Below are 22,346 nucleotides of genomic sequence, written 5' to 3'. Positions count from 1 at the left end.
TCAACCTACCTTCTAGTTTTATGATCAATTACTTACCGCATGTCTTTTATCATCCTATCATCGTTCACATTGCCAATTATTAATGAAGTATTAATGAATATCCGCAATCTTCAGCCACTCCCGATTGACAATGAGAATAATTATCAATTACGATCTAGGCAGAAGATAACGAGAGGGGCACCCCCATGGCGCACGATTGCGAGCAAGTAGCCGAGATGTCGGACGGAGATACGCTCGGGAACGTCTGGTTTCAGCTTAAGGAAAGCATCCGTCTACGGGAGAACAAGGCGTTCCGGATCGTCTACCCATCGGCCCCGGCCTATATGCTCATCGTACCGGGCCAATCCTGCGGCCAGATCGTAATTGACGGGATGCTCTATCCCTTGCATGCGAACGCGGCCTATTTCATTACGCCAGGACAGAGGGTGGAGACACAGTACGAGTTCGACGGCCAATATCTCCAGTATCGCTTTCTATTCGATGTGCTCGGCTCCGAGGAAGACGTCCGGCGATCGGCGGCATGGCTCGTCGAACGCAGGAAGAGCAGCGCACCGGCCGACTCGCGACTGTTGACGCTATGCGAGAAGACGGTCGAGGGATGGCGTATCGCCGCCCCGGTCGAACGCCTAGCCGGACAAGCCGGGTTCTTGGAGTTGTTGCATTTGCTGTTCAAGAAGCAGGGGGATCATGGGGAAGCGTTGGAACGAGCGTATGCCTATCTCAAACATCATTACCGGGAAACGATCACCGTGGACGATTTGGCCGGAAAGGTCGGTATGAGCCGTTATTATTTCATGAGATCGTTCAAGGAACGATTCGGTCAGAGCGCTATAGAATACTTGACCGAATTGCGAACGAACGAGGCCAAGCAGCTCATGGAAGCGGGGACGTCGCTTCGGGGAGTGGCGGAAGCGGTCGGCTACAAGGACCCATTATACTTCAGTAGCCAATTCAAGAAGCAGGTCGGCATATCGCCGCGAAGCTACATCGCCAGCCGGAAGTGCAGGACGGCCGCATACAGCTGGCCCAACATCGGCCAACTGCTGACGCTCGGGATCATTCCATACGCGGCGCCGATCGATCAGAGCTGGTCGGACGATTACCGGCGCAAATATCGCTTCGACGTCAAAGTACCGCTCAGCCACGACTACGATTTCAATCGAAAGGCGCTGCTACGCGCGCGACCGGATCGCATCGTCGCTCTCGACGAGATGATCGTCGAAGAAGAAAAGGAGAAGCTGAAGACGATCGCGCCGACTTTATTCCTGAAATGGCATGAAGAAAGTTGGAAGGCGCACTTGATCCAGACGGCCCGTTTCATGGAGAGAGAGAAGGAAGGGGAAAGATGGCTTATCCGGTACGAGGAGCAGGCCGCCGAGGCGCGAAGGATCGTTCCCCCCTCGCTTCGACAGGGTCGACTGCTGATTCTGAATATCTCTGCCCGAGGGATGCAGGTATGGGGCAAACGAGCTGGAACGGTGCTGTACGACGATCTGCAGATTCATTACGCTGCGGGGGTCGAACATATTCCGTTCACTGAATTCGTGACGGCGAGCGGGTTAAAGGCGTTCGATGCGGATGCGCTGCTGGTCACGGTCATGAAGGATCGTCAGTCGCAGACGGAATGGGAACGGCTGCAGCACACTGAAGAATGGGGACGACTGAGGGCGGTGCGCAATCGCAATGTTTGCCTTGGTTTCGATCGCAACTGGCTGCAAGAGCCGATATTGGAGTATACGGCGAATCGACAGGAGCAATTGCTGCAAGACCTGATTATGTCATTTCGTGCTCCCTAGGACGGTAAAATCGGCATCATATCGTATTCCCTCAGAAGGAAATTCTTTTTATAATGTTATAGTGATAATGATTATCAGTATCAATCCGGAGGGATAACCGTGTTTCAAACAGAGAGAGACGCTCATGCAGGTCATCGCGGCGTTAACGTTCGAAAGAAGTTCCGGGGGATCGCGGGACTGATCGTCGTCTTGCTGGTGGCACTAATGGTAAGCGCCTGCGGCAATAACGAGAATACAAATACGTCGAGCGTGGGAGCAAGTCAAAGTCCGAGTCCTAGCCCGAGTTCAAGTCCTAGTGCTCCCGCATCAAGCGAAGAACCGCAGGCACTGACGATCAAGCATCACTTCGGAGAAACGGAAGTGCCTCTGCATCCGCAACGCGTCGCCGTCGTCGGACTCGAGGATATCGCGCTGTCGCTAGGCGCTCCGCTAGTGTATGCCTACGGATTCGAAGGCTATTACTTGTACGACCGGTTGGAGGCACTAAACATTCAGCTGTCCGACAGCCCGAATCTGAAGCCGAACCTCGAAGCCATATTGGCATCGAAGCCGGATTTGATCGTTCTGCAAGGGTATTTCTCGGACCAGCAAGGTTACGACGAACTGAGCAAAATCGCGCCGACGATCGCTTTCACGCCGGACGATTGGAAAAGCAACATAGTCCTGCTCGGACAAGCGCTAGGACTGCAAGACAAGGCGCAGGAAGTTATCGCGACCTATAACGACAAGCTGACGCAAGCCAAAGATGCAATCGTGGCGGCAGCCGGTTCGTCCAATTCCGCCGTTTTCCTTCGCCCATCGGATAAGGAGCTGCAGGTGTTCTTCCCGAGCTTCGCGCCGCTGATCTACGACGAACTTGGACTTCGTCCGGATGCGAGCATCGCCGAGCTCCAGAAAGCATCGAAGGAAGACTGGGGGATCAATACATCGTTGGAAAAGCTCCCGTCGATTAACGCGGATTACGTGTTTGCCATCTATGGCGGATCGATCAGCTCGGCCGAGGATTTCGCGAAGGAAACAGCAGCTTCGGACGAGGTCGAAAAGCTGAAAATCTGGAAGTCGCTACCCGCCGTCAAGAACAACCGCGTGTTCAAAGTGTCGGCAAGAACTTGGATGTCTTCCGGTCCTATCGCCGAGGGCTACGTCATTGACGACGTGAAAGCCGCTGTCACCGGAACGAAGTAATATCGTCTCACTGCTCATATAACCTACATTGCAAATAATTACATTAGGAAAGCAGAAACCCACCCCAAGGTTCTTTGGTCAAGGTGGGTTTTTGCGTTCCTGTAGCTTAGTAGGGTTATTCGAGACGAACCCCAATGCTTGGAATGATCCAACGTTGAAAAGTGGAGGTTGTGTGGAGACTCCCCATAGCTAATCCAATCGCTGCGGTTACAGTCTTTATCTCAGCCAGCACTGGATACAGAATTCCCCGAGGCTACCTCATGACGCCCTGTCGCTAGACTTACACCGACTTTGCCGAGCGCGATTCCGAGTGAAACAGCGGTTAACAGGTTGAATATCGCACCCGCTGTATCATTGCCGACAAAAGAACTCATCAAATATAGAATCGGCGAAGCCATGAACAGTGCTGCGATATAGACCGGGAAGACTTTGGCTCTAAGGATGGCGATTCCAAATAAGATCGCGCCGATTAAACAAAGAAGAAAACTGCCGAGCGGGAAAATAGCAAATTCCGAATTTAATATTTCGTCAATAAGGGCAGGCGCTTCCTTGGAAAGCAACGGCATGACCGTAGTAAAGGTCGCGATAATCGCAATATCCAGCAAGTTTCCAAAAATGTAGAATAATAAGCCTGTTAAGCCCAATTTTCCCCATTTTGCAGATTGGCGTAAGTACATTGCAGGAAGACCGATAATGGTGAGCGAAAACGCGATAAAAGTCAGGCTGTAGTAAGTTGCAACAAGCGGGTCCTGCAGGTCTGTCGACGATGTCTTGATGTTGACGCTAACAAGAAAGGGGAAGATGGTGGATACTAGTTTAATCACGACGCCCAGAATCAGTATAATGCCACAGCAGCGATACAGACTAGCAGAAGACATGATTTATTCCTCCTCTAAACTTCCGCATTTAGCTTCATTTTCCCAATCATACGAAGTATACGACGGAACCATTTGAATTACCTCTATTTGGAAATTTATTATTTTTTACCGGTAGTTCTTAGAAGCCGCCTTGCACAAGGGCCCGGGTCCATAACATTCAACAACTGCCACGAAATTCTTATCACCAGACGACCGTCTACGTTGCGCCCCAAAAGTAAAAGTCCCCCATTTCCATGAGGGACTTTTACTTTTATTAAACTTACGGGGTCGGAGAATATGTGACCGTGTAAACGACTTCCGTCGTTTTGCCTAGGCTATTGCTCGCAACGATTCGGAATGTGTTGGGACCAGGGCTTAGAATCACGTTCATGCTGTTGTAATTGACCTGCTTGTCGTTTACAAACACTTTGGGATAGCTGTCATTCTCGTCGCTGACCGTCCAAGTAAGTGTGATCGTCTCCGATGATGTCGTCTCCGGAGCGTATCCTAGCACTAATCTAGGCCCCGGCGGCTCGAACACGATCGTATGCGTTTCTTCCTTAGTCGCTCCGAAACTGTTAACGGCTTTGATTTTAATCGTGTTGGCTCCCGCAACTAGAGAAACACTCATGCTGCTGCCATACGCTTGTTCGTCGTTCAAGTATACTTTCGGGTAATTGTCGTTGTTGTCGGACACGCTCCAGCTTACTTGTACCGTTTTCTTGTCCGTCGTCTGCGGAATCGGATTTACCACCAATGTCGGCCCGTCGCTCGAGAACGTAACGTTAAACGACTTTTCCGTTGATTTCCCCAATTTGTTTACCACTTTGACAGTGATTGCGTTCGGTCCCGGCTTCAAAGACACGGTTGTACCGCTGTTGTAAGCCTGCTCACCGTTGATGTATACTTTCGGGCTATTGTCGTTCTTATCCTGGACGTTCCAACTTATTTTAATGGTATTTTTATTCGTCGATTCCGCAACCGGGTCTACCGTCAGGACCGGCGCTCCTCCGTTCAAAACGACCGTCTTCGTCACTTCCGTTGTTTTGCCTATGCTATTCACGGCTTTAAAAGTTAACGTATTCGTGCCTTCCTTCAGATTTACATGCGTTGTCGTTCCATATTGCTGTTCTCCGTTCAAATACACTTTCGGAGCGTTGTCATTCTTGTCTTGTACTGTCCAGCTTACTTTCAATAGCTCCTTATCCGTTGTCTCCGGAACGTTAAGTACGTTCAGCACAGGGCCGCCGCTCTGAAAAACAACACGCTTTACCACTTTGGTCGATTTCCCGGAACTGTTCTCGGCAACGACGGTAATATCGTTATTACCTTCTTCTAGATAAATAATAGCTTTTGCGGAGCTGGAGTACTGCTTCTCGCCATTTACGTAGACGACCGGAGACGGATCGTTGCCGTCTTTGACCGTCCAAGTGACAGTGATCATTTGTTTGTCCGTTGTCTCGGGCACGCCCTTTACCTCAAGAGTAGGCGCTCCCTTCTCGTACTTAACCGTCTTCGTTACGGACTGAGTCTTGCCGCCGGCAAGTCGCGCAGTTACGGTATATGTGTAAGTTCCTTCTTCTTTCAACCGAAAACCGACGCGGAACTGTCCTTGTACGACTTCCGCTTCCTCATTATTAATAAACACCGTTGCGCCCTTCGTTACATCGCCGGTAATGTAGAACGTCGGCGTCGGCGTCGTGTCCGGTACTTCAACGTTTAAAGTGAGGGCCTGCTGACTATCGCCTGCGGCGCCTTTAATGGCGCGGTAAAGAAGAGCGGCAGCCTCCGCCCGCGTAACCGCCTGGTCCGGCCTGAACGTCCAGTCGGAATAGCCGTTGATCAGCTTATTCTCTACCGCCAACGCCACATACGAACTCATGTTTGGAGAGATCTCATTCTCGTCGTAAAAGCGGTCAAGCACCCGTTCATCCTTCAAATCGTCCGGTTGATAGTTGAGCGTCTTGACGAGCGCAACCGCAACATCCTCCCTCGTCGCTTTGCCGGTCGGATCGAAGAATGCTTTGCCTGACGGAGGGTAATAACCCGTTAGGAATTCTTTAGAAGCTTCTACAGCCGAGAACGACCATCTTGTGTTCGTGACATCCATGAACGTAGGCGACTTGTCGTCCTCCAGCAAGTCCAAATAAAACGCGCGCGCGATAAGCGCGGCAAATTCTTCTCGCGTAACCGGCTTGTTCGGTTTAAACGTATTGTCGGAGTAGCCTTTCACCAGCCCCAGCTTAGCCATGCTATTAATTTCATCCTGCGCCCAATAAGTACCACCGACGTCTTTAAACCCGATATTTTCTTCCGCATAGGCTAGATAAGGGAAAGCTAATGTAACCATTAATAGTACAGCCGAAAATATCCTTGCCCCTTTTCTCATATTCCACGACGCTCCCCGGTCCGATGAATTCATACATAGGCAAATAGATTTATGTACGATAGAACTACTATAGCAAAAAAATATTGAAAAAATTGTCGAATTATGTCACAAAGAATGCCAACGATCGGGCGAAGATCAAAAAAGATGACGCAATAACGCGATTAACCAAGCAAAAACGCCTTTGGCGTCCTATGGACTTATCGGCATCTAACATCAAGCGGAGCAATCCTGAAAATACAAACAAAAAGCGCGCTCATCCGACGGGGGATGGCGCGCTTTTCCGCTCAACGACAGCCTGTTGCAGTCCTCAAACCTGTTCCTCTCTATTTCTGTCTTTAGCGATCCGGCAGCAGCCGCGAGCCTGCTTCCTGAATTGCCGCGACGGCGTCGTCGACCGATCTGCGGCCCGCGATCGCCGCGTCGGTCTCGTCGTCGATGATCTGCAACAGTTCGTTTTTCTCGTTGACGCCAAGCGAGTACTCCGCCTGCTGCGGTACCGGCCGCAGCCGGTAGAATACCTCGTACATCGGATCTTTCGCCATTCTACCGTTTACCTGAACGGGCAGGCCGAATTCCCTTTCTGCATAGATGCTGCTCATTTTCTCCGACATGACTGCCTCGATGAGCTTCCAAGCTTCCTTGGGATGACCCGACTTTGCCGGAATCGCATAGATGGAGTCCGTCGAAATATCCCCGCCCCGGCTCCGGTCCCGCGATTGGACCGGTCCAGGCAGCAGGCCCCAATCGAACTTTACGTACTGCCGCTTCAGCTGCGTCACATAAAACTCGCTTTCGATCGTAAGCGCCGCCTTGCCTTGAGCGAACAGGTCGCGCTGACGCATCTCGTCCTGACTTACAATGTTGCCCTTTGCCTTGTAGGGTTCGGCATTGAATGTACCGTGCTCATAGGCGGCTATGACCTTAGAGATAAGGGCATGCCACGCTTCGCTGTCGAATGTGAGGCGGTTGGCGGCTTTGTCGTACATCTCAATCCCTTCGGTCCGGGCGATTCGGGTCATGAGATCGAACGGTTTGGTCAACGAGGTCATGCTGAGGCCTCTGACGCCGTCCTCGCCCCCTGGCTGATTTACGAACAACCCTGCAAGCCGCAGGATCTCGTCCCAAGTCATATCCTGATCCGGCAGCGGCACGCCATAGCTTTGGAACAGCGTTTTATTGTAATAGACCGCAGAGGAGTAAAAGGTAGGCGAAAGCCCATACAGCTTGCCTTCCTCATTGTTCCGTACCCTGTCGAGCATCCCCTCGTACAGCGTGCCAAGGTCGAACTTGTTCATCGACGCCATGCTCTCGAGGTCGCGTAGCAATCCCGCATCCGCGGCGTATCTGTATTGCGGGACATACAGGATGACGAGGTCCGGCTTCTTCGTCTCGAACATTTTATTGAGTGCGATTCGGATATCGAGATTTGGGTTGTAATAAATCGGATCGTCCATCGGTACGATCTTGAATGTCGTATTCGGATAAACGGACTGTAAGGCGCTGCGGTGGAATGCATCGAAGGTCATCTGGTTGATGCACGCGATCGTCAGCTCGGTTGGCTCTACCGGAGGTTTAGACTTTCCGGTGCAACCGCTAGACGCCGCGAGCATGCAAACCGCCAGCACCATGGCAAGGAAGCGCCCTCGCGCTCGTAAGACAGCCGCCCTCATCGGCTCGCCTCCGAGACCCCGACGGTCGCAGCCTGTTCCGCATCCGCTTGCAGCCGCGCCAACGCTTCGTCGACCGTCGACTGTCCGCCCGCAATGTCCCGAATCGCAGCGTTCGCTTTCGCCGACAGCACGCTCATCACGCGGCCATACGCGGGCAGTTGACTACGCTCTGCTTGCCGCAGCACGGCGGACACGTCCAGCTCGGACTCGTAATAGCGACCGATTGGAGAACTTTCCCCTAACTTCACGCCCGGCACCGCCGCGAGTAGCATTTGCGGCCCGCCCGTCTCGACAGCCTTAGTCGAACGATCCTGGCTTGCAAGATAATGGATGAATTTCATCGCCTGCGGTTGGTTGGCAGACTTCGCGTTAATGGCATAGACCGTGCAGTCGGTCAGCGAGCTAATCTTGCCCGGCGTGGTAGGCGCGCTCAACGGAATCGCATCCCATTCGTCCTGTAACAAGCCTTGCTGGATCGCTTCGTTCATGACGTACCACGAAAGGTACGGCTGCAACGTCATCGCGGAGCGGCCGTTATAGAACGGATTGCCGTCTATCGCCGCCTTTAACGGGTCGGACTCTTCGGAATTATCCGGCGATTCATCACTGATCCAACCTTTGCGAATGCCTTCCGATACTTGGCTCCAGATGACCTTCCAGGAGTCGCTGTTTACTTGCGGTTGACCCTTCGCATCCACGATCGACAATCCCTGCGACTGCCCAATGTCAAAGATCATTCGAAACGGATCCGGAGCAGATCCATACGAGAAGCCATACGCCGGCTTGCCCTGGTCGCGCGCGCCTTCGAACCGCGCGGCTAAGCGGACAATGTCGTCCCACGTCGCACCTTTCTCCGGGAGCGGTACGCCTTTGCTCTGGAACAGCGACCGGTTGTAGATCAGCATATTCATATCGAGATCATCGATGATGCCGTACATCCGCCCGTTGCCCGCTTCCTTGACCAGATCGACCGCGGACGGATAGAGCACTTTGAGATCCAGCTTTTCCTGTTTAATCAGATCGTCAAGCGGAACGATCACCCCGTCCGCGGCGAGGTCGTCGACGAAAGCGAGCGGAACTCGGAGAACGTCCGCATTGGATTCGCTCACCCATTTCTTGTAGGAGGCCAAGTCTTGCTTCTTTCCGTACTCCTCGCTCGGTACGGCGACCTCGAACGACGCTTTCGGGTGATCGAGCATATACGTCGCGCCAAACCGCGCCATAAAGCTCGTTTTGTCCCCATACTGCACGCTCAGCCGAAACTCTTGCTCGTCAGTTTCCGCCGCCCCCGAGCTCGGAAAGAGCGCCTGGCGGTAATCCCCGACCGCCCAGACGACGGCCGCCATCAGCGTGCAACCCGCCGCGATCGTTATGCCTCGGATGGGGCTTCTGCGTTTGCCGTTCAATCGTATCCTCTCCTTGATTTGCTTCATGGACTTCGGGGAGAAACCGCCGCTGCCGAGCGGAAGCTCTTCGAGGTGCTTCTCCCATTCGGAATCATTCATGGACGCTTTCCTCCTTCGAAAGCCGCAGGCTTGCCCAGCTTGCGGCTAATAGCGGCCCGCGCGCGGAAAATGCGCGACTTAACCGTCCCTTCGCTAATCTGCAACAATTCCGCGATCTCTTTCAGCGTAAGATGGTGATGCGCGTACAGCAGCAGTGCCTCCCGCAGCTTCTGCGGCAAGCTCAGCACGGCATTCCACACTTCGCGTTGCTCGAGCGACACGAACCATTGCGTCTCCGCGGAAGGCTCGAACACGCTCGTCTCGTACTCCTCCCAGACCAGTTGGACGCGGCGAAACCACGCGGATTTGAAGTAGTCCCTCGCCGTGTTGCGAGCGATCGTGAGTAGCCACGCCTTCATCGTCGTCCCGCTTCGGAACGAATAAATCGCGTGGTAGGCTTTTATGAACGTTTCCTGGGCGATATCCTCGGCCAGTTCCCGGCGACGCGTCAAGAAGAACGCGTAGTTCCACACATCCTTGCCGTACGTCATCATCAGTTCGTCGAGCAAGGCGTTGCGGTCGATCCCTTCGTTCATTTGCTTGATATACTCGTAATCCACTCCGGCAACCTCCTCTGACCAAACAACGAGCGCGACGACGCAAAGTTCCCTTTTTTTTCAACGGTACGTAAAAAAAGCCTGGCTTTCACAGCCTCGGCTTTATCTTTATACTTATGGAATTCTAGGCGCTGTCGCGTTGTTCCTCCGTGTTGACATAGTCAACTACACCTTTACATTAGAAAATCAAAGGGAAAATAAAGGTAACGAAAGCGGCCCACAGTCCGTAGACCGGCAAATACTTCGTAACGGCCTCTTGAATGGCTAACGGTCCGGTTTTGTTTCCTAGAAAACGCACATAGGAAAATATAATCCAAACGAGATTGGCAAAGATCAACAGATTTACGCCTAAGACAGCAAGTCTGTTGGGCGTAATCCCATAAGAAGAAACCCTGAACATGATGGCCGATAAAGCTACGGCGTCAATCATAAGAGCAAGGGCGATGAGGGCAAAATTGATATAATCGGAAACGTTCTTTTTCTCGCCCGTGCCGCGTTCGGTAATGGAGAAGATGGTGACGGCCAGTACGCTAAGGAGCACTCCGTTGAAAACGAGTAGGAAATCGCGGTCCAAGAAGGGACTTTTTCCGATCCAAATCACCGCTATAAAGTAGACCAATAGGGTTGCCAGTACAAGCGGACTGAAAATCTTCGCGATGTATGGCGCTATATTCTTGGCAAGCTTAATGTCCCTTGTTACCAAATAGGCAGCTACGATCGACAGGGCGGCAGCACCGAATAAAACGACGTTGCTAAAATAGAATTCCGATATGTTCGTACCGATGAATCTAAATAACTGCATGGTAATTACGGTTAGCACCATTCCGCTTATGGCCATACAAGCGTATAGGATGGTAAATTCCCCGTTAAATTTAAGATAGGCTAATCTTGCGCTGCCTTTGCCGTGTTGATTTCCAGTAAACGCTAGCCCCATGACTACCCAGAGGAAAACGGGAAGGTGAAGATAAGCCATGATAATGCTGTCTTTATTCTCTAGCGGGAGTACATTCAGATAAATTCCGGAGATCAAGAATAACGATGAAAGGGTGTAGATCACTTTTCTATTGGAAGGGTTATTGTATACAAAATAGATAGCCATAAAGGGAAGTATGCCGAAGACAAGGTTAATGGGGGCTATCGCTTCCTGTTCTGTAAAATGAAAAAGGAGCCTCGTGCTAATCCCGGCCAAGATCGCTAAAATCCCCATGAATAAGAAGTTCTTCCAGAGCAAAGAACTCTTTTCCGTATTTTCCGTCTCCTTGAAATGAAGTCTTTCCTGCCAAACGGCAAGAACCTGCGAATCGGGGTTTTGTTCCCAAGCGTAGGAGAATGACTTCTTGAAGACTTCGGGTTGCGTTCTAAACATTCTCTCCAGCTCGCGGGGATTATCCATGTTCTCGGTAATGAGATTGTTATTATTCATCGTTATCTCCCCTATGCTTGGGTTTCATCGCTTTTGTATTCTAGAATATCTCCCGGCTGACATTCTAAATGCTTACAGATTGCCTCTAATGTTGATAATCGAATCGCTTTTGCCTTCCCGTTCTTCAGTATGGAAAGGTTAGCCATCGTTATTCCGACCCTCTCCGAAAGCTCCGTTACGCTCATTTTCCGTTTAGCCAGCATTACGTCAACATTGATTATGATCGCCATAATAGTCACCTCAGACCGTCAAGTCATTTTCCGATTTGATATCGATAGCTTCTTTTAATAGCTTCTGAAGAACGGCGGCAAAAACGGCAATGACCATCGAGGCAAAAATCACAACCATACCGATTACGATGATCCCCGGGGCATCGTCTTTATCCGCCACGAGATAGAAGAGCGGCATGCCTAACGCATACAAACCGCTGATTGCGATCGCGCATTTTTTGATGTTCTTTAGAGCCCGAACGGATAATTCCGAGAACGCTTTGTTCTTGTCGATGTAGCTTAGAAGTTGAAGCGCTTGATACAGAGCAATGTAAAAAGGAATTGCCGATGCATACAACTCGATGTATATAAGAGATTTCAAATACGCCCTATCCGGATACAATTCCACTGCGTAATTCGCGATCTCAGGCACCAAAAAGACGCACAAAGCAAGAACCGCAATTCCAAGCAGCAAAATAACTACCTTCAAAAAGAATGTTGTACCTCGTTTCATAAGAAAGCCCCTCACTTATAATGAATTAGTTTCATCTTAACATATATTTATCGTTTTACAATAATTTTATGGTGTTATTAGATACATTTTTGTTGTTATATTAACCGCGAACTCCATACTTGTGTTTTGTATTCGCATTAGACTAGTCTCTAAATGAAATTTTGAAACATCTACCCCACGGTATGCAAAACAGGAACGATACCTATCATTTCCGGAATATTGCAAAAAACTAAATAACTCTTCGTGTATATCCAACCAGTTTTCTGCTGATAAAGAACCATCCGCTAAAACTTTCATATTTAGCCCACCTCTAAATACCTATTTGACTTAAGCTGTAATGCTACAATTAAACTAAGCAACTCTCCCCTCTCTATATCCACCTCGAACATTTGCCAAAAAGTACTTGCCACACGATTCAGAACTAATAATTTGTTCATATACATAGGATGGTACATCATAGTAGTTCCAGACCTGATGATTACTCTTAAACTCAATTTCAAGAATTGCGGAATTGTAATCATAGCCAATTGATACAATCATACTTGAATTTACTGGCTCTCTCTCCATTTTTAACTCCCCTTTATAATATGTTTTTGTTCCCTCATTGCTGTAATAACTTCTTTATAATTATTTTCATTCGATGCGAAAGACTGCCCCCACTTATTACATAAATCGGGATCATTGCTACTCGGTCTTGGTGTGTATTCTTTAATACGAACACGAGATGGGATTTCAATCGACTCTCCTACAATAATTGCTTCTCCTCTCCTTAATGAAGATAATAAATCAATTAAACTTGTCATATTGTTTGGTGCTGCTGATTTTACAGTAGATTTGTCTGAGCTATTTGTTAGTCTTAGTGCTATAAAAGTGCCAACTTGCGCAAGTATTGTCTCTGATATTTCTGATGGTCTCTGTGTTACAACTAACGCTCCTAACCCAAATTTTCTACCCTCTTTAAATATTTTTTCAACCGCTTTTCTTGCATAGCCATAAATATGACTATTCCCCTCATTTCGAGGAAGATATGAATGTGCCTCTTCAAAAACCATAAGAAGTGGTCTGTTTCGCCCTGTATAACTTTCGTTTTTTCCCCAGTACATGCTGTCATATATTAATCTAGTAACAATTCCAACTGTAATATCAATTAACTCAAAAGGCACTCCACTTAAATCTAGTATGGATAGCCTCTCATCGTGTTCTATCCAGTTACGAATTAATGAATCCAAATCTTTACTCGAATCTATATCATTGTATTCGTCAGGATTAAACATAAATTTATATCTAGAATCTTTTAATCTTGAATGAATTTTTTGCTCATAAGAATACATAGTTTCATTCTTTGATTTATATGGGGCCGCACTACTCACAGAATAAGGCTTAAACTTCGCAGGAATTAGATTTTTAAAATCGCCTTCATTTTCTAGCTCTTCAGTATCTCTATTTTGTTCTATTGCTCCTGCCTTTGAGAAAGTACCATAGACTTCTCGGTTAAAATCATGCCACATTTTTTTAATATCAAATGGTATAGGTGAGTCAGCGGTGATGAAATCCGTTTTAACATTTCCTGATTTTAGCTTATCCGCGCTTTCTTTTTTATGTTTAAGTATTTCCTCCCGTAATCTTTTATCTTCGGGACGTTCTTGTCCGTTAGGTCTCCCAACCAAAAAAAACGATAGTTCGTCGAAATTTAATGTCCAATATGGCACATGTAATGGATTGACTGTATCGTTTATTTTATACACTTTACATTTATTTGAAAAAGCAGTGGAATATTCACCATGAATGTCTATTAAAACTATCCTTGACCCATCAAATGAGCACAAAATTTCATTAATAATATGAGCAACAGTGTTTGATTTACCACTACCTGTTGAACCCAGAACAGCACCGTGCCTCAAGACAAAATTATTTAAATCTAAATAGACAGAAAGATTCTCACTAGAAGAATGCTTCCCTATTTCTATCAAGCCCTTAGCTTGGTCCCCATAAATCTGCTTTAGATCGTCTTCTGTAACCAAATGAACTTCGTCATTTATCGTTGGAAAAGAACCGATCCCCCTTTCAAATTTCGACTCACCAATCTGCTCCCCAACAAGTTGAACTTGTAAATATCGAGAACCCTTATCCGGAACTGCCCCATCAATGTTATTTAGTTGATTTGGCAAATTACTCACAGATGCAACTATCCCATAGAGTTTAATGTTACCTACTGGTATTTTTACGAGTGTACCTATTTGTCCAATCCTATACAGTCTTCCATTTATTATTGGTGCAGAAGATGGAATATCTTCAGACACTTCTACTTCAATAGAGGTACTATCTACATTTATTACAGTGCCTAGATATGTAACGTCAGTCTTCATCTGTTACCTCTACCTTTGAAGGTACTTTTTTATAATCAGTAATAAAGTCAATAAAGTTTAAGAAATTTCCAATCTTTAATTCATCGTTATCCAAATCCCAGAAGTTTACAATCTCGTGCTTCTTGTCTTCTTTTACTTGCGGATCTATCTTCCAGTCTCCCAACTTGCCGCCAATAATCGCATGATTAGGTGACAATATTGATATGTTTAAAAACTGTTTTAAATCCTGTTCCAGGGCAATCAATTCTGGATTATCATACATAAAAGCAATGACATGAAGCCTATTGTTTTGTCGCAGCCCATCAAAAATGACATCATTCACATGCTCGTCTCCGAATGAATAACCGCTAATAATAAAGATACCTTCTCCATCTCTTAAGTAACTTTTTAATCTGTCAAAATATGTTATGAATGGCTGTTTTCTAGAGGACTCATATTTCTCTCTTGATGGATAAATAACCAGTTCATCTAAATTATCTTTCTTAGATTGAGCCCCAAGTCGAATAACCTTTCCACTTGTTGTCGACGGACCTTTTTTCCAAAACCAACCTAATGATCCGTGAAGTTTCCAAACTCTAATCCACGATAAGGGCAAACTTTCTCTAACCCCCACTTTTTCAACACTTTCTGGACAAAAAAAACGGCTCATACGCACCAACAAATCCATCAAAATATGGGAGCTGTAAATTCTCAAGACAACGTTCAAATATCATATCGTAATTCAAAGTAAATATTTCTTTCCCGTAATCTCTACTCCTTGAATTAAGCCAAGCGAAGAATCTTTCTATAGATTGTAATTTGCTATCCTCAGAGCCTACAACTGAGTTTTCTTTTTCATTCAAAACATGATATATATTATTACACACTTCTAGATCAAGCCTTTTAGCATCGGAACCTTTAATTTCAACATATGATTTTGAATCCAGTTCCTTTGTTATTTGTCTAATTAATCTGATTTTGTTCAAAATGTGCTCTATTGTAGGTTTCCTATTGCCTTCACTAATTAGTTCATCCTCAATAAGATTTACCTGTTGTCTTTGTTCTTCCGTTAACTTTGAGATTGCCAATTCAGTTAGGCTCCAAATGCCTGGAAGCCCAAGTGCCATTGAACTGCCAGCCCCAAAAAGGAATCCTATTCTCTTGGGAAACGAAAGTTGATTTCTAATTTCATTCATTTCTCTAATTGGATTATAGTAGTGTATCATAATAGCTCTCCTATTTTTTGTAACGACTTAGCTTGAATATTATCACATATTGGAATTTTTTGCAGAAGTATAGAAGTTATTAATATGGCGCACTTAGCTAGAGATAACCCACTGTCTTATGTTGATTCTCAGTTGACTAGAATTAAAGAGTCTAATACTTGTTGATTAGTTCAGATGGAACGATACTACTCACCATTGGAGCCTCTTCTTAAAGAAATTTGGAAAAATATAATAAACTTATTTATTATATGCATTAAGAATCTTTAGAAAACTATGGTTGACTCCATGTTGACTTTGACTATAAAAAATACAGAGCGACAGCGATTAGTCCGCCATGCTCTGTATTTGCTCTAGGAATACTATTATCCGTCATTCCGTGCTTCTTCGTCTCCGACCGCTATGGGGTTATCTTGCCAGCTAATCCAATCGCTCCAGCTCCCCGCGTACAACTTCACGCGGGTAAACCCCGCTTCCCCCAACGCCAACACGTTGGGAGTCGCGGTCACCCCCGAGCCGCAGTATACGACGATCTCGTCGTCCTGCGACAACCCCGCGTCCGCGAACCGCTCGCGCTGCTCCTCCGCGGACTTCCACGTGCCGTCGGCCTGCCGGCCCTCGGCCCAGAACAAATTCCTCGCGCCCGGGATATGCCCGGCCACCCGATCGATTGGCTCCGCCTCGCCGCGATAGCGCGGGGCTTCGCGCGAATCGACCAGCACGTAACGTCCCGTGCCGAGCGATTCGCGAACTTCGTCGACCTCCACCAGCAGATTATGCTGTACGGTCGCCACAAAACGAGCAGGTATAAGAACCTTCTGCTCGGCCGACACCGGGCATCCGGCATTCTTCCATGCCGTGAAGCCGCCATCCATGACAAAAACGTTCTCGTGGCCAAGATATTTCAACAGCCACCATAACCGCGACGCCATCGCTCCGCCTTGATCGTCGTAAGCGACAACGCGAGTGTCGTTGCTGATACCGACTTTCCCTAGTTTAACTGTCAACTCCGCCGCATCCGGCAAGGGATGACGACCGCCATGTTCGCCGACCGGTGCGGAAAGATCCTTCTCCAGATCCAAATAAACGGCGCCTGGAATGTGGCTTTCCTCATAAGCTTCTCTGCCGGACTCCGGCTTCCCCAGTTGGAATCGGCAATCCACGATAACGACGTCGGACTCGTATAGACGAGCCAATAACCACTTTACCGGAACGATATGCTTCATATTCGTTTAACCACCTTTATATTGGTAAATTTAGCATCCTAGGTTTACAACTTTATACCCGCAACTCCAAGGAACGAGCGCGCTCCAACGATTTCGCCGACAACAATGCCCATACGATAACGGCGAGCATCAGAATCGCGAATCCGGCGAATAACCAGCGAGTCGAATCCGCGCCGTTCTCGTCCAGAAACCAACCCGTCAGCTTCGGCATCAACGCGCCGCCGATGCCTCCGAACGCCATTAACAAGCTCGTCGTCCGCTCCGTCATGCCGGGAACGGCACGGTTGGTGAATACTAGCGCAATCGCGAACATTCCGGACATCGCAAGTCCCGCCAAGAAAGTCAGTATGAACGTCGCCCACGTATTTTCCAGACCGCCCATCAGAACGAAGACAACCGCCGCCGCGATGCAAGTGAACAGCATATACGCGGCACCGCCCCAACGATCCGCCGCTTGTCCCGATACGACTCGCCCCAGCGCCATCGCGCCCCAGAATAAGCTCAGCGATAGAGATGCCGTCGAATCCGACAGTCCATTGTTAATGACGAGCAACGAAGGCAAATAATGAATAAAACTCATCTCGAGCCCGACATAAACGGCAAAGAAAACAGAGCATGCCGCCAGAACGGCGATCGCCTTCCCGCGGTTCGGCATCTTCATTAAACCGCCTTCAACATGCGATGCGTTCTCTATAGGACGATCCAGTATTTTCGGCCAATACAGCGCCCACATCAATAACGACACCGCAGCCATTCCGCCGACAACCAGAAAAGCCGAATCCCAATGCCCGAAAGCGATTAAGGCCGCGCCAGCGAACGGCATGAGCAATGCGCCGACTCCGAAGAAAATTTCCACCCGGCTCATCGCCACGTTAGCGTTGCCCATTGCCGATCCGATGATGAAGGATCCCACGACGGCTTCCGTCGTCCCGAAGCCGAAGCCTGCCACCGGCCCAATCGCCAACATGACATCCCAAGAAGGCTGAAAGGAATAAACCACCTGAGCCGCGGTCATCAAAGCTAGCGCCGTAAGCAGCAAAGCCTTCTTCCCGATTCGTCCCATCAACCAGGGCGACAGCATAATGCCGACCATTCCTCCGAGAAATTGGTTCATGACCAATTGCCCGCCGTCCCCGTATTTAATTCCGTATGCCTCAACCATCGGCTCCATGATCGTTCCGACGACCAATTGCCCGATTCCGACGACCAAATATGCAATACAACCTAAGAAGACTAACCGAGCCATTTCATTTACTCCCTTTACGACACTTAATTTCAACCCTCTTATCATACCATGACACAAGTCAAACGGCTCCACGTCTTTCAATGGAGACGCAATTGTCTCGAGCGTTCTCGCCCGACATGTATAAAACCGGACCCCTAAGGGCCCGGCTTATCTCGAACTATTGTTTTTGCTTGTCATCCATTCAAACTTAATTAAACTGTTGGCCTCCATATGGGCTAGGCGGGGGAGGTGGCGACGAGTAAGACATATACCTGCCCCTCAGATCATCGTGGAAATGACCCAGCGCCGTATAAAAGTAAGGAGCGACCCATAAGAGACCGATTCCGCACGAGATGATACCCAGAATATACCAACCAATAAAGGAAAGATACAGAACGAAATATCTGCCTTTGTTACCTTCCATCAACTCTTTGCTTCTTTGAATCGCCTCAAGCGCGCCTATATTCGGGTTGTCTCTCAAGATGTAATAGGCTTGAGAATAACGGATTGCGGCAATAATCCCTGGGACGATAAGCAGCAATGACCATAAAAAGATGAAAATACACATTACAATGTAGAGGATAAAAGTAGGAACAAACTTTTCGAAACCGCTGAACAATTCCCCGGTTGACGGCGCTTGATTACGCGACATCGTCAAATAGAAGCTGAAGAGCCCGTAAGTCAATGCACCCGTTACCAGTATGATCGCGATCCAACCGATAATCGGGATATACGCTAGTAGGCCTAATGCCCAAATAACTACGTAATACAGTAAAAAGTGAAGAACCGCACTTGTCCAGTTACCCGCGAGGCTCGCTCTCGCCCTGGCCCGAATCTCCGCGCTTGTCGGCAATGTCTTTTCCACCTTTTCGTCTCATATTGGTTGGTTGTTAAAGCACTCTCATTCTATATGTAATATCCAATATTTTCAATTCATTTTTTTACAAAATACAACATCTTTTCCTTCTATTCGACCTCCCCCTCTGTGCTATAGAACAAACTAAGCCGCGCAAAAGATATCTCGTTTTCTTCCCAACTATTATAATAGAAGCATTAACGATTTATGACACGGAAAGGAGTGATCCCATTCCTACGGATATCCTCTTACGATTAGAGCCCTTAACCGAGCAAGATGGCCAAACGATCTGCGAATGGCGTTATCCCTCTCCTTACGAATTGTTCCGATGGCCGAATTGGGAATCGATGGCGAAGGACGGCCTTGAGTTCGGAGATCCCCGGATTCGGGAGGAGCAATACTTGGCTGTTAGAACAGCGCACAACGGGCAACTGGTCGGCTATGTACAATTGTTCCCCATGGATCGGACGTTGCGGATCGGGATGGGCTTGCGCCCGGATTGTTGCGATCGGGGGTGGGGTACGATTCTGGCCGCGATGGTCGTAAAAGAGGCGCAACGCCGGCAACCCGACGCCGAGATCGATCTCGAGGTCGAGCGGTGGAATAAACGAGCCATAAGAGTTTATGAGAAAGCCGGCTTTACCATCACGGACGAATACGAACGCAGAGCTTCGCACGGAACCGTTAACGTGTTATGCATGGTATGGCATAACCGTTAAAACCCATTCATACAACTATAGTGAACAACCAAGAATCCGCATGCTCCCGTCAGGCAGTTTCACCAAGCATAAACGGCTAGCGCCGTCCTAAGGATGGCGAGGGAACGTTTATGTCGGAGAAGATTCAGTAATGGATAGCGAATGGCATACATTGCTGAATCTCCAGAAAAGGGTGTCACAACCCCATTAAGGAGGCTGTAACTGAATGAAGGCGCTAAACGTCATCAGTCTGATTCTCGTAATCCTAGGTGGATTGAACTGGCTTTCCGTCGGCTTGTTCGAGTACGACGTCGTCAGCGAAATTTTCGGAGGTGCGGATGAGGTAGGCTCACGGATCGTGTATACCGTCGTGGGAATCGCCGCGCTATACGCGCTTGCGCTCTTTCCCAAAGTTTCCAGAGACGACTAGCCTTGAATATCACAATGGCCGCGAAGCGACTCCCGGGCACATCGCCGGGACAGCTTCGCGGCTTTTTTCAACGATATCGACGTTTGACTTACGGCAGCCGATCGTAGTCCTTCGCGGATTCGATATCAAGCGCCGTTAGTCCGCCGGAATGCCACGTCGTTAGCCGAATCGTCACTCGCCTGTAGTCGATTCCGATGAACGGATGATGATTCCTGTCTTCCGCGATCGCCGCTACTTGATTCACGAACGCGATTGCCTCCATGAAGGAGGGGAACAATCGTTTACGCGCAATCCACTTGCCTTCCTCCTCGACCTTCCAGCCCGTAAGTCCGGATAGGCCTTCCTCCAGCTCTTTCTCCGATAGCAGCGGGTGTTTGCCCATTTCCTTTCGCCTCCTTTGATGGCTACTCTCTCTCTCGGATATCCCTGTCTTTTACCGCAGCACATGCTTATTACACGATTCTACACCAATGAATTTACGAAAAACACCGATATCCTCTAAAGCTTTGGCTACGTTCTGTCGATAAACCTATTATCGTGTCGGTTGTGAGGGTAATCTCCTGTCGCGTACATATCATTCTTCCATATGCCGGGGTGTACGATGAAAAATTCAACGATTATTGGTTTAGTTTTAGGGTTTGTTGCGCTTGTCTTCGGTATGTACTTGAAGAAAGCCCCACTTATTAGTCTAGTGAACAATCCGGCTGCTTACGTCATCATTCTCGTCGGAACCGCCGCTTCCGTATTCATGGCTTTTCCCATGTCGGACCTAGCCAAAGTACCTAAGTTATTCAAACTCATCTTCGCAGAACCTAAGCTTCTTCCGCGCCAGCAGCTCATCGGCATGTTCATGGAATGGGCAACCATTACCCGCCGTGAAGGTTTGCTTGCTCTCGAAGCCCGCGTGGACGAAATCGAGGATACGTTCCTCAAAACCGGTATGCGGATGATTATCGACGGTAACGATCAAGACTTCGTTCGCGACGTTCTGCTCGAGGATATTTCGGCAACCGAGGAACGTCACCGCGGCGGCGCGCAAATCTTCTCCCAAGCGGGGATGTACGCACCGACGTTGGGGGTTCTCGGAGCCGTTATCGGACTTATCGCCGCTCTGGGTAACCTGTCGGAAATGGAAAAGCTTGCCCATGCCGTAGCAGCCGCATTTATCGCGACGCTTCTAGGTATCTTCACGGGTTACGTTCTATGGCATCCGATTTCCAACAAATTAAAGCGCCTCTCCAAGCGAGAAATCGATCTTAAGCTTATGATGGTCGAAGGGTTGCTTTCGATTCAATCCGGGGTATCGACGATTGCCATTCAACAGAAACTTCTTGTGTTCCTGACCCCGACAGAGCGGTTAGCGTTCGCCGAGAAGGAGGAAACGCAACGTGAGCAGAAAACGGCATGAGCCGCATGAGGAACATGCGGACGAATCATGGCTTCTTCCTTATTCCGATCTCATGACGTTGCTGTTGGCCCTGTTTATCGTATTATATGCGGCAAGCGCGGCCAACACGTCCAAATTCGAGGAAATGAGTCGCGCCTTCAAGACGGCTTTCAGCTCCGGGCTTGGCATTCTGGATAACGGCGCGATTACTCAAGACGATCAACACAAGCGCGATACCAATCAAGACCTTCCTCGCGCCAACGATGGAAGAAAAGACAAGTCCAGAGAAGAACTTAAACAACAAGAGCAACAAAATCTTGAGCAGCTTCAGAAGGACTTCAATAAATATATTCAGAAGAACGGACTTTCCTCTCAGCTCGAGACGCAGTTGAACCAATCCCAGCTCCTCATTACGATCCGGGATAATGCGTTGTTCCCTTCGGGAAGCGCGAATGTGAAAGCCGAATCCCAGAAGCTTGCTTCGGCCATCGGACAGATGCTGCAGCAATATCCGGACTACGAAATCTTGGTTACCGGACATACGGACAACCAACCGATTAACACCAACGAGTTTCCTTCCAACTGGGAGCTCAGCTCCAAACGGGCAATCAATTTCATGAAAATCCTGCTCGAGAATTCCGCATTCGATCCGAAGCGCTTCAGCGCGATCGGATACGGCGAATTCCGTCCTCTCGAGAGCAACGATACGGATAAGGGCCGCGCAACGAATCGTCGGGTAGAAGTATCGATCCTGCGTAATTATTTAGAGCCGGCGGATAGCAGCAATGATATTACTCTTTCCGCGATTGCCAATGAGGGTAAAAAATAGAGTCCTATTTGACGAAAGACAC

At 48.5% G+C, this 22,346-nt stretch carries 22 protein-coding genes; 6 read left to right on the top strand and 16 right to left on the bottom strand.

The features are described from left to right. Positions 1-185: 185 nt before the first annotated feature. Together HH215_RS24105 and HH215_RS24100 are read left to right on the top strand one after the other, a co-directional pair. Positions 186-1,796, top strand: a complete 1,611-nt coding sequence (locus HH215_RS24105; protein WP_169282206.1) for an AraC family transcriptional regulator — start codon at positions 186-188, stop codon at positions 1,794-1,796. A gap of 99 nt (positions 1,797-1,895) precedes the next feature. Next, positions 1,896-2,981 (top strand): ABC transporter substrate-binding protein, encoded by a 1,086-nt coding sequence (locus tag HH215_RS24100; protein WP_254450201.1) that lies wholly within the window; start codon positions 1,896-1,898, stop codon positions 2,979-2,981. Positions 2,982-3,202: 221 nt separating this feature from the next. On the opposite strand, the gene HH215_RS24095 is transcribed toward HH215_RS24100, so the two are convergent. The 15 genes from HH215_RS24095 to HH215_RS24025 form a co-directional block, all read right to left on the bottom strand. Beyond that, entirely contained in the window at positions 3,203-3,859 is a 657-nt protein-coding gene (locus tag HH215_RS24095) for a hypothetical protein (protein WP_169282205.1), read from the bottom strand. Between the two features lie 259 nt (positions 3,860-4,118). Next, a complete protein-coding gene (locus HH215_RS24090; protein WP_169282204.1) occupies positions 4,119-6,227 on the bottom strand; it encodes an S-layer homology domain-containing protein in 2,109 nt (702 codons plus the stop codon). 335 nt (positions 6,228-6,562) lie between these two features. Continuing rightward, a complete protein-coding gene (locus HH215_RS24085) occupies positions 6,563-7,897 on the bottom strand; it encodes an ABC transporter substrate-binding protein (protein WP_169282203.1) in 1,335 nt (444 codons plus the stop codon). Continuing rightward, positions 7,894-9,402 (bottom strand): ABC transporter substrate-binding protein, encoded by a 1,509-nt coding sequence (locus tag HH215_RS24080; protein WP_169282202.1) that lies wholly within the window; start codon positions 9,400-9,402, stop codon positions 7,894-7,896. The genes HH215_RS24085 and HH215_RS24080 overlap by 4 nt, the downstream gene beginning before the upstream one ends. Beyond that, a complete protein-coding gene (locus HH215_RS24075; protein ID WP_169282201.1) occupies positions 9,399-9,962 on the bottom strand; it encodes an RNA polymerase sigma factor in 564 nt (187 codons plus the stop codon). Before HH215_RS24075 ends, HH215_RS24080 begins: the two co-directional genes overlap by 4 nt. Positions 9,963-10,137: 175 nt before the next feature. Further along, positions 10,138-11,382 (bottom strand): DUF4173 domain-containing protein, encoded by a 1,245-nt coding sequence (locus tag HH215_RS24070; protein WP_169282200.1) that lies wholly within the window; start codon positions 11,380-11,382, stop codon positions 10,138-10,140. Between the two features lie 11 nt (positions 11,383-11,393). Further along, complete coding sequence (locus tag HH215_RS24065) at positions 11,394-11,612, bottom strand: helix-turn-helix domain-containing protein (protein ID WP_169282199.1); 219 nt, start codon at positions 11,610-11,612, stop codon at positions 11,394-11,396. A gap of 10 nt (positions 11,613-11,622) precedes the next feature. After that, complete coding sequence (locus tag HH215_RS24060) at positions 11,623-12,105, bottom strand: DUF2975 domain-containing protein (RefSeq protein ID WP_169282198.1); 483 nt, start codon at positions 12,103-12,105, stop codon at positions 11,623-11,625. Between the two features lie 351 nt (positions 12,106-12,456). Further along, positions 12,457-12,645, bottom strand: coding sequence for a KTSC domain-containing protein (locus tag HH215_RS37090; protein ID WP_375140530.1), 189 nt, complete (start codon positions 12,643-12,645; stop codon positions 12,457-12,459). Positions 12,646-12,674: 29 nt separating this feature from the next. Beyond that, on the bottom strand, positions 12,675-14,471 hold the full coding sequence (locus tag HH215_RS24050; protein WP_169282196.1) for an ATP-binding protein: 1,797 nt from the start codon (positions 14,469-14,471) through the stop codon (positions 12,675-12,677). Next, positions 14,461-15,120 carry an SIR2 family protein gene (locus HH215_RS24045; protein ID WP_169282195.1) on the bottom strand — a complete coding sequence of 220 codons (660 nt, stop codon included), beginning with the start codon at positions 15,118-15,120 and terminating at the stop codon, positions 14,461-14,463. The genes HH215_RS24050 and HH215_RS24045 overlap by 11 nt, the downstream gene beginning before the upstream one ends. Then, positions 15,089-15,676 (bottom strand): SIR2 family protein, encoded by a 588-nt coding sequence (locus HH215_RS24040; RefSeq protein ID WP_169282194.1) that lies wholly within the window; start codon positions 15,674-15,676, stop codon positions 15,089-15,091. The genes HH215_RS24045 and HH215_RS24040 overlap by 32 nt, the downstream gene beginning before the upstream one ends. Before the next feature lie 362 nt (positions 15,677-16,038). Beyond that, a complete protein-coding gene (locus HH215_RS24035; protein WP_169282193.1) occupies positions 16,039-16,899 on the bottom strand; it encodes a sulfurtransferase in 861 nt (286 codons plus the stop codon). Positions 16,900-16,951: 52 nt separating this feature from the next. After that, the gene (locus tag HH215_RS24030; protein ID WP_169282192.1) at positions 16,952-18,145 is read right to left on the bottom strand and encodes an MFS transporter; all 1,194 of its coding nucleotides are present in this window, start codon (positions 18,143-18,145) and stop codon (positions 16,952-16,954) included. 187 nt (positions 18,146-18,332) lie between these two features. Then, positions 18,333-18,989: a DUF975 family protein gene (locus HH215_RS24025; RefSeq protein WP_254450200.1), complete on the bottom strand. Its 657-nt coding sequence runs from the start codon at positions 18,987-18,989 to the stop codon at positions 18,333-18,335. A 38-nt stretch (positions 18,990-19,027) separates the two neighbouring features. Here HH215_RS24025 and HH215_RS24020 point away from each other — a divergent pair, with 38 nt between their 5' ends. Both HH215_RS24020 and HH215_RS24015 read left to right on the top strand, forming a co-directional pair. Then, entirely contained in the window at positions 19,028-19,699 is a 672-nt protein-coding gene (locus HH215_RS24020; protein ID WP_310735623.1) for a GNAT family N-acetyltransferase, read from the top strand. Between the two features lie 205 nt (positions 19,700-19,904). Beyond that, positions 19,905-20,108: a DUF378 domain-containing protein gene (locus HH215_RS24015; RefSeq protein WP_169282191.1), complete on the top strand. Its 204-nt coding sequence runs from the start codon at positions 19,905-19,907 to the stop codon at positions 20,106-20,108. 88 nt (positions 20,109-20,196) lie between these two features. Here HH215_RS24015 and HH215_RS24010 read toward each other — a convergent pair whose 3' ends face one another. Further along, positions 20,197-20,490, bottom strand: coding sequence for a 4a-hydroxytetrahydrobiopterin dehydratase (locus HH215_RS24010; protein WP_169282190.1), 294 nt, complete (start codon positions 20,488-20,490; stop codon positions 20,197-20,199). A 219-nt stretch (positions 20,491-20,709) separates the two neighbouring features. Between HH215_RS24010 and motA the strand changes: the two genes are divergently transcribed. Further along, a complete protein-coding gene (gene motA, locus HH215_RS24005; RefSeq protein WP_169282189.1) occupies positions 20,710-21,516 on the top strand; it encodes a flagellar motor stator protein MotA in 807 nt (268 codons plus the stop codon). Next, positions 21,497-22,324 carry a flagellar motor protein MotB gene (locus HH215_RS24000; RefSeq protein ID WP_169282188.1) on the top strand — a complete coding sequence of 276 codons (828 nt, stop codon included), beginning with the start codon at positions 21,497-21,499 and terminating at the stop codon, positions 22,322-22,324. Before motA ends, HH215_RS24000 begins: the two co-directional genes overlap by 20 nt. Positions 22,325-22,346: the final 22 nt, after the last annotated feature.

This window comes from Cohnella herbarum, assembly GCF_012849095.1.
Classification (GTDB): Bacteria; Bacillota; Bacilli; order Paenibacillales; family Paenibacillaceae; genus Cohnella; species Cohnella herbarum.
The sequence above is the reverse complement of the archived record's forward strand: the minus strand, read 5'-3'. Positions and strand labels throughout refer to the sequence as shown.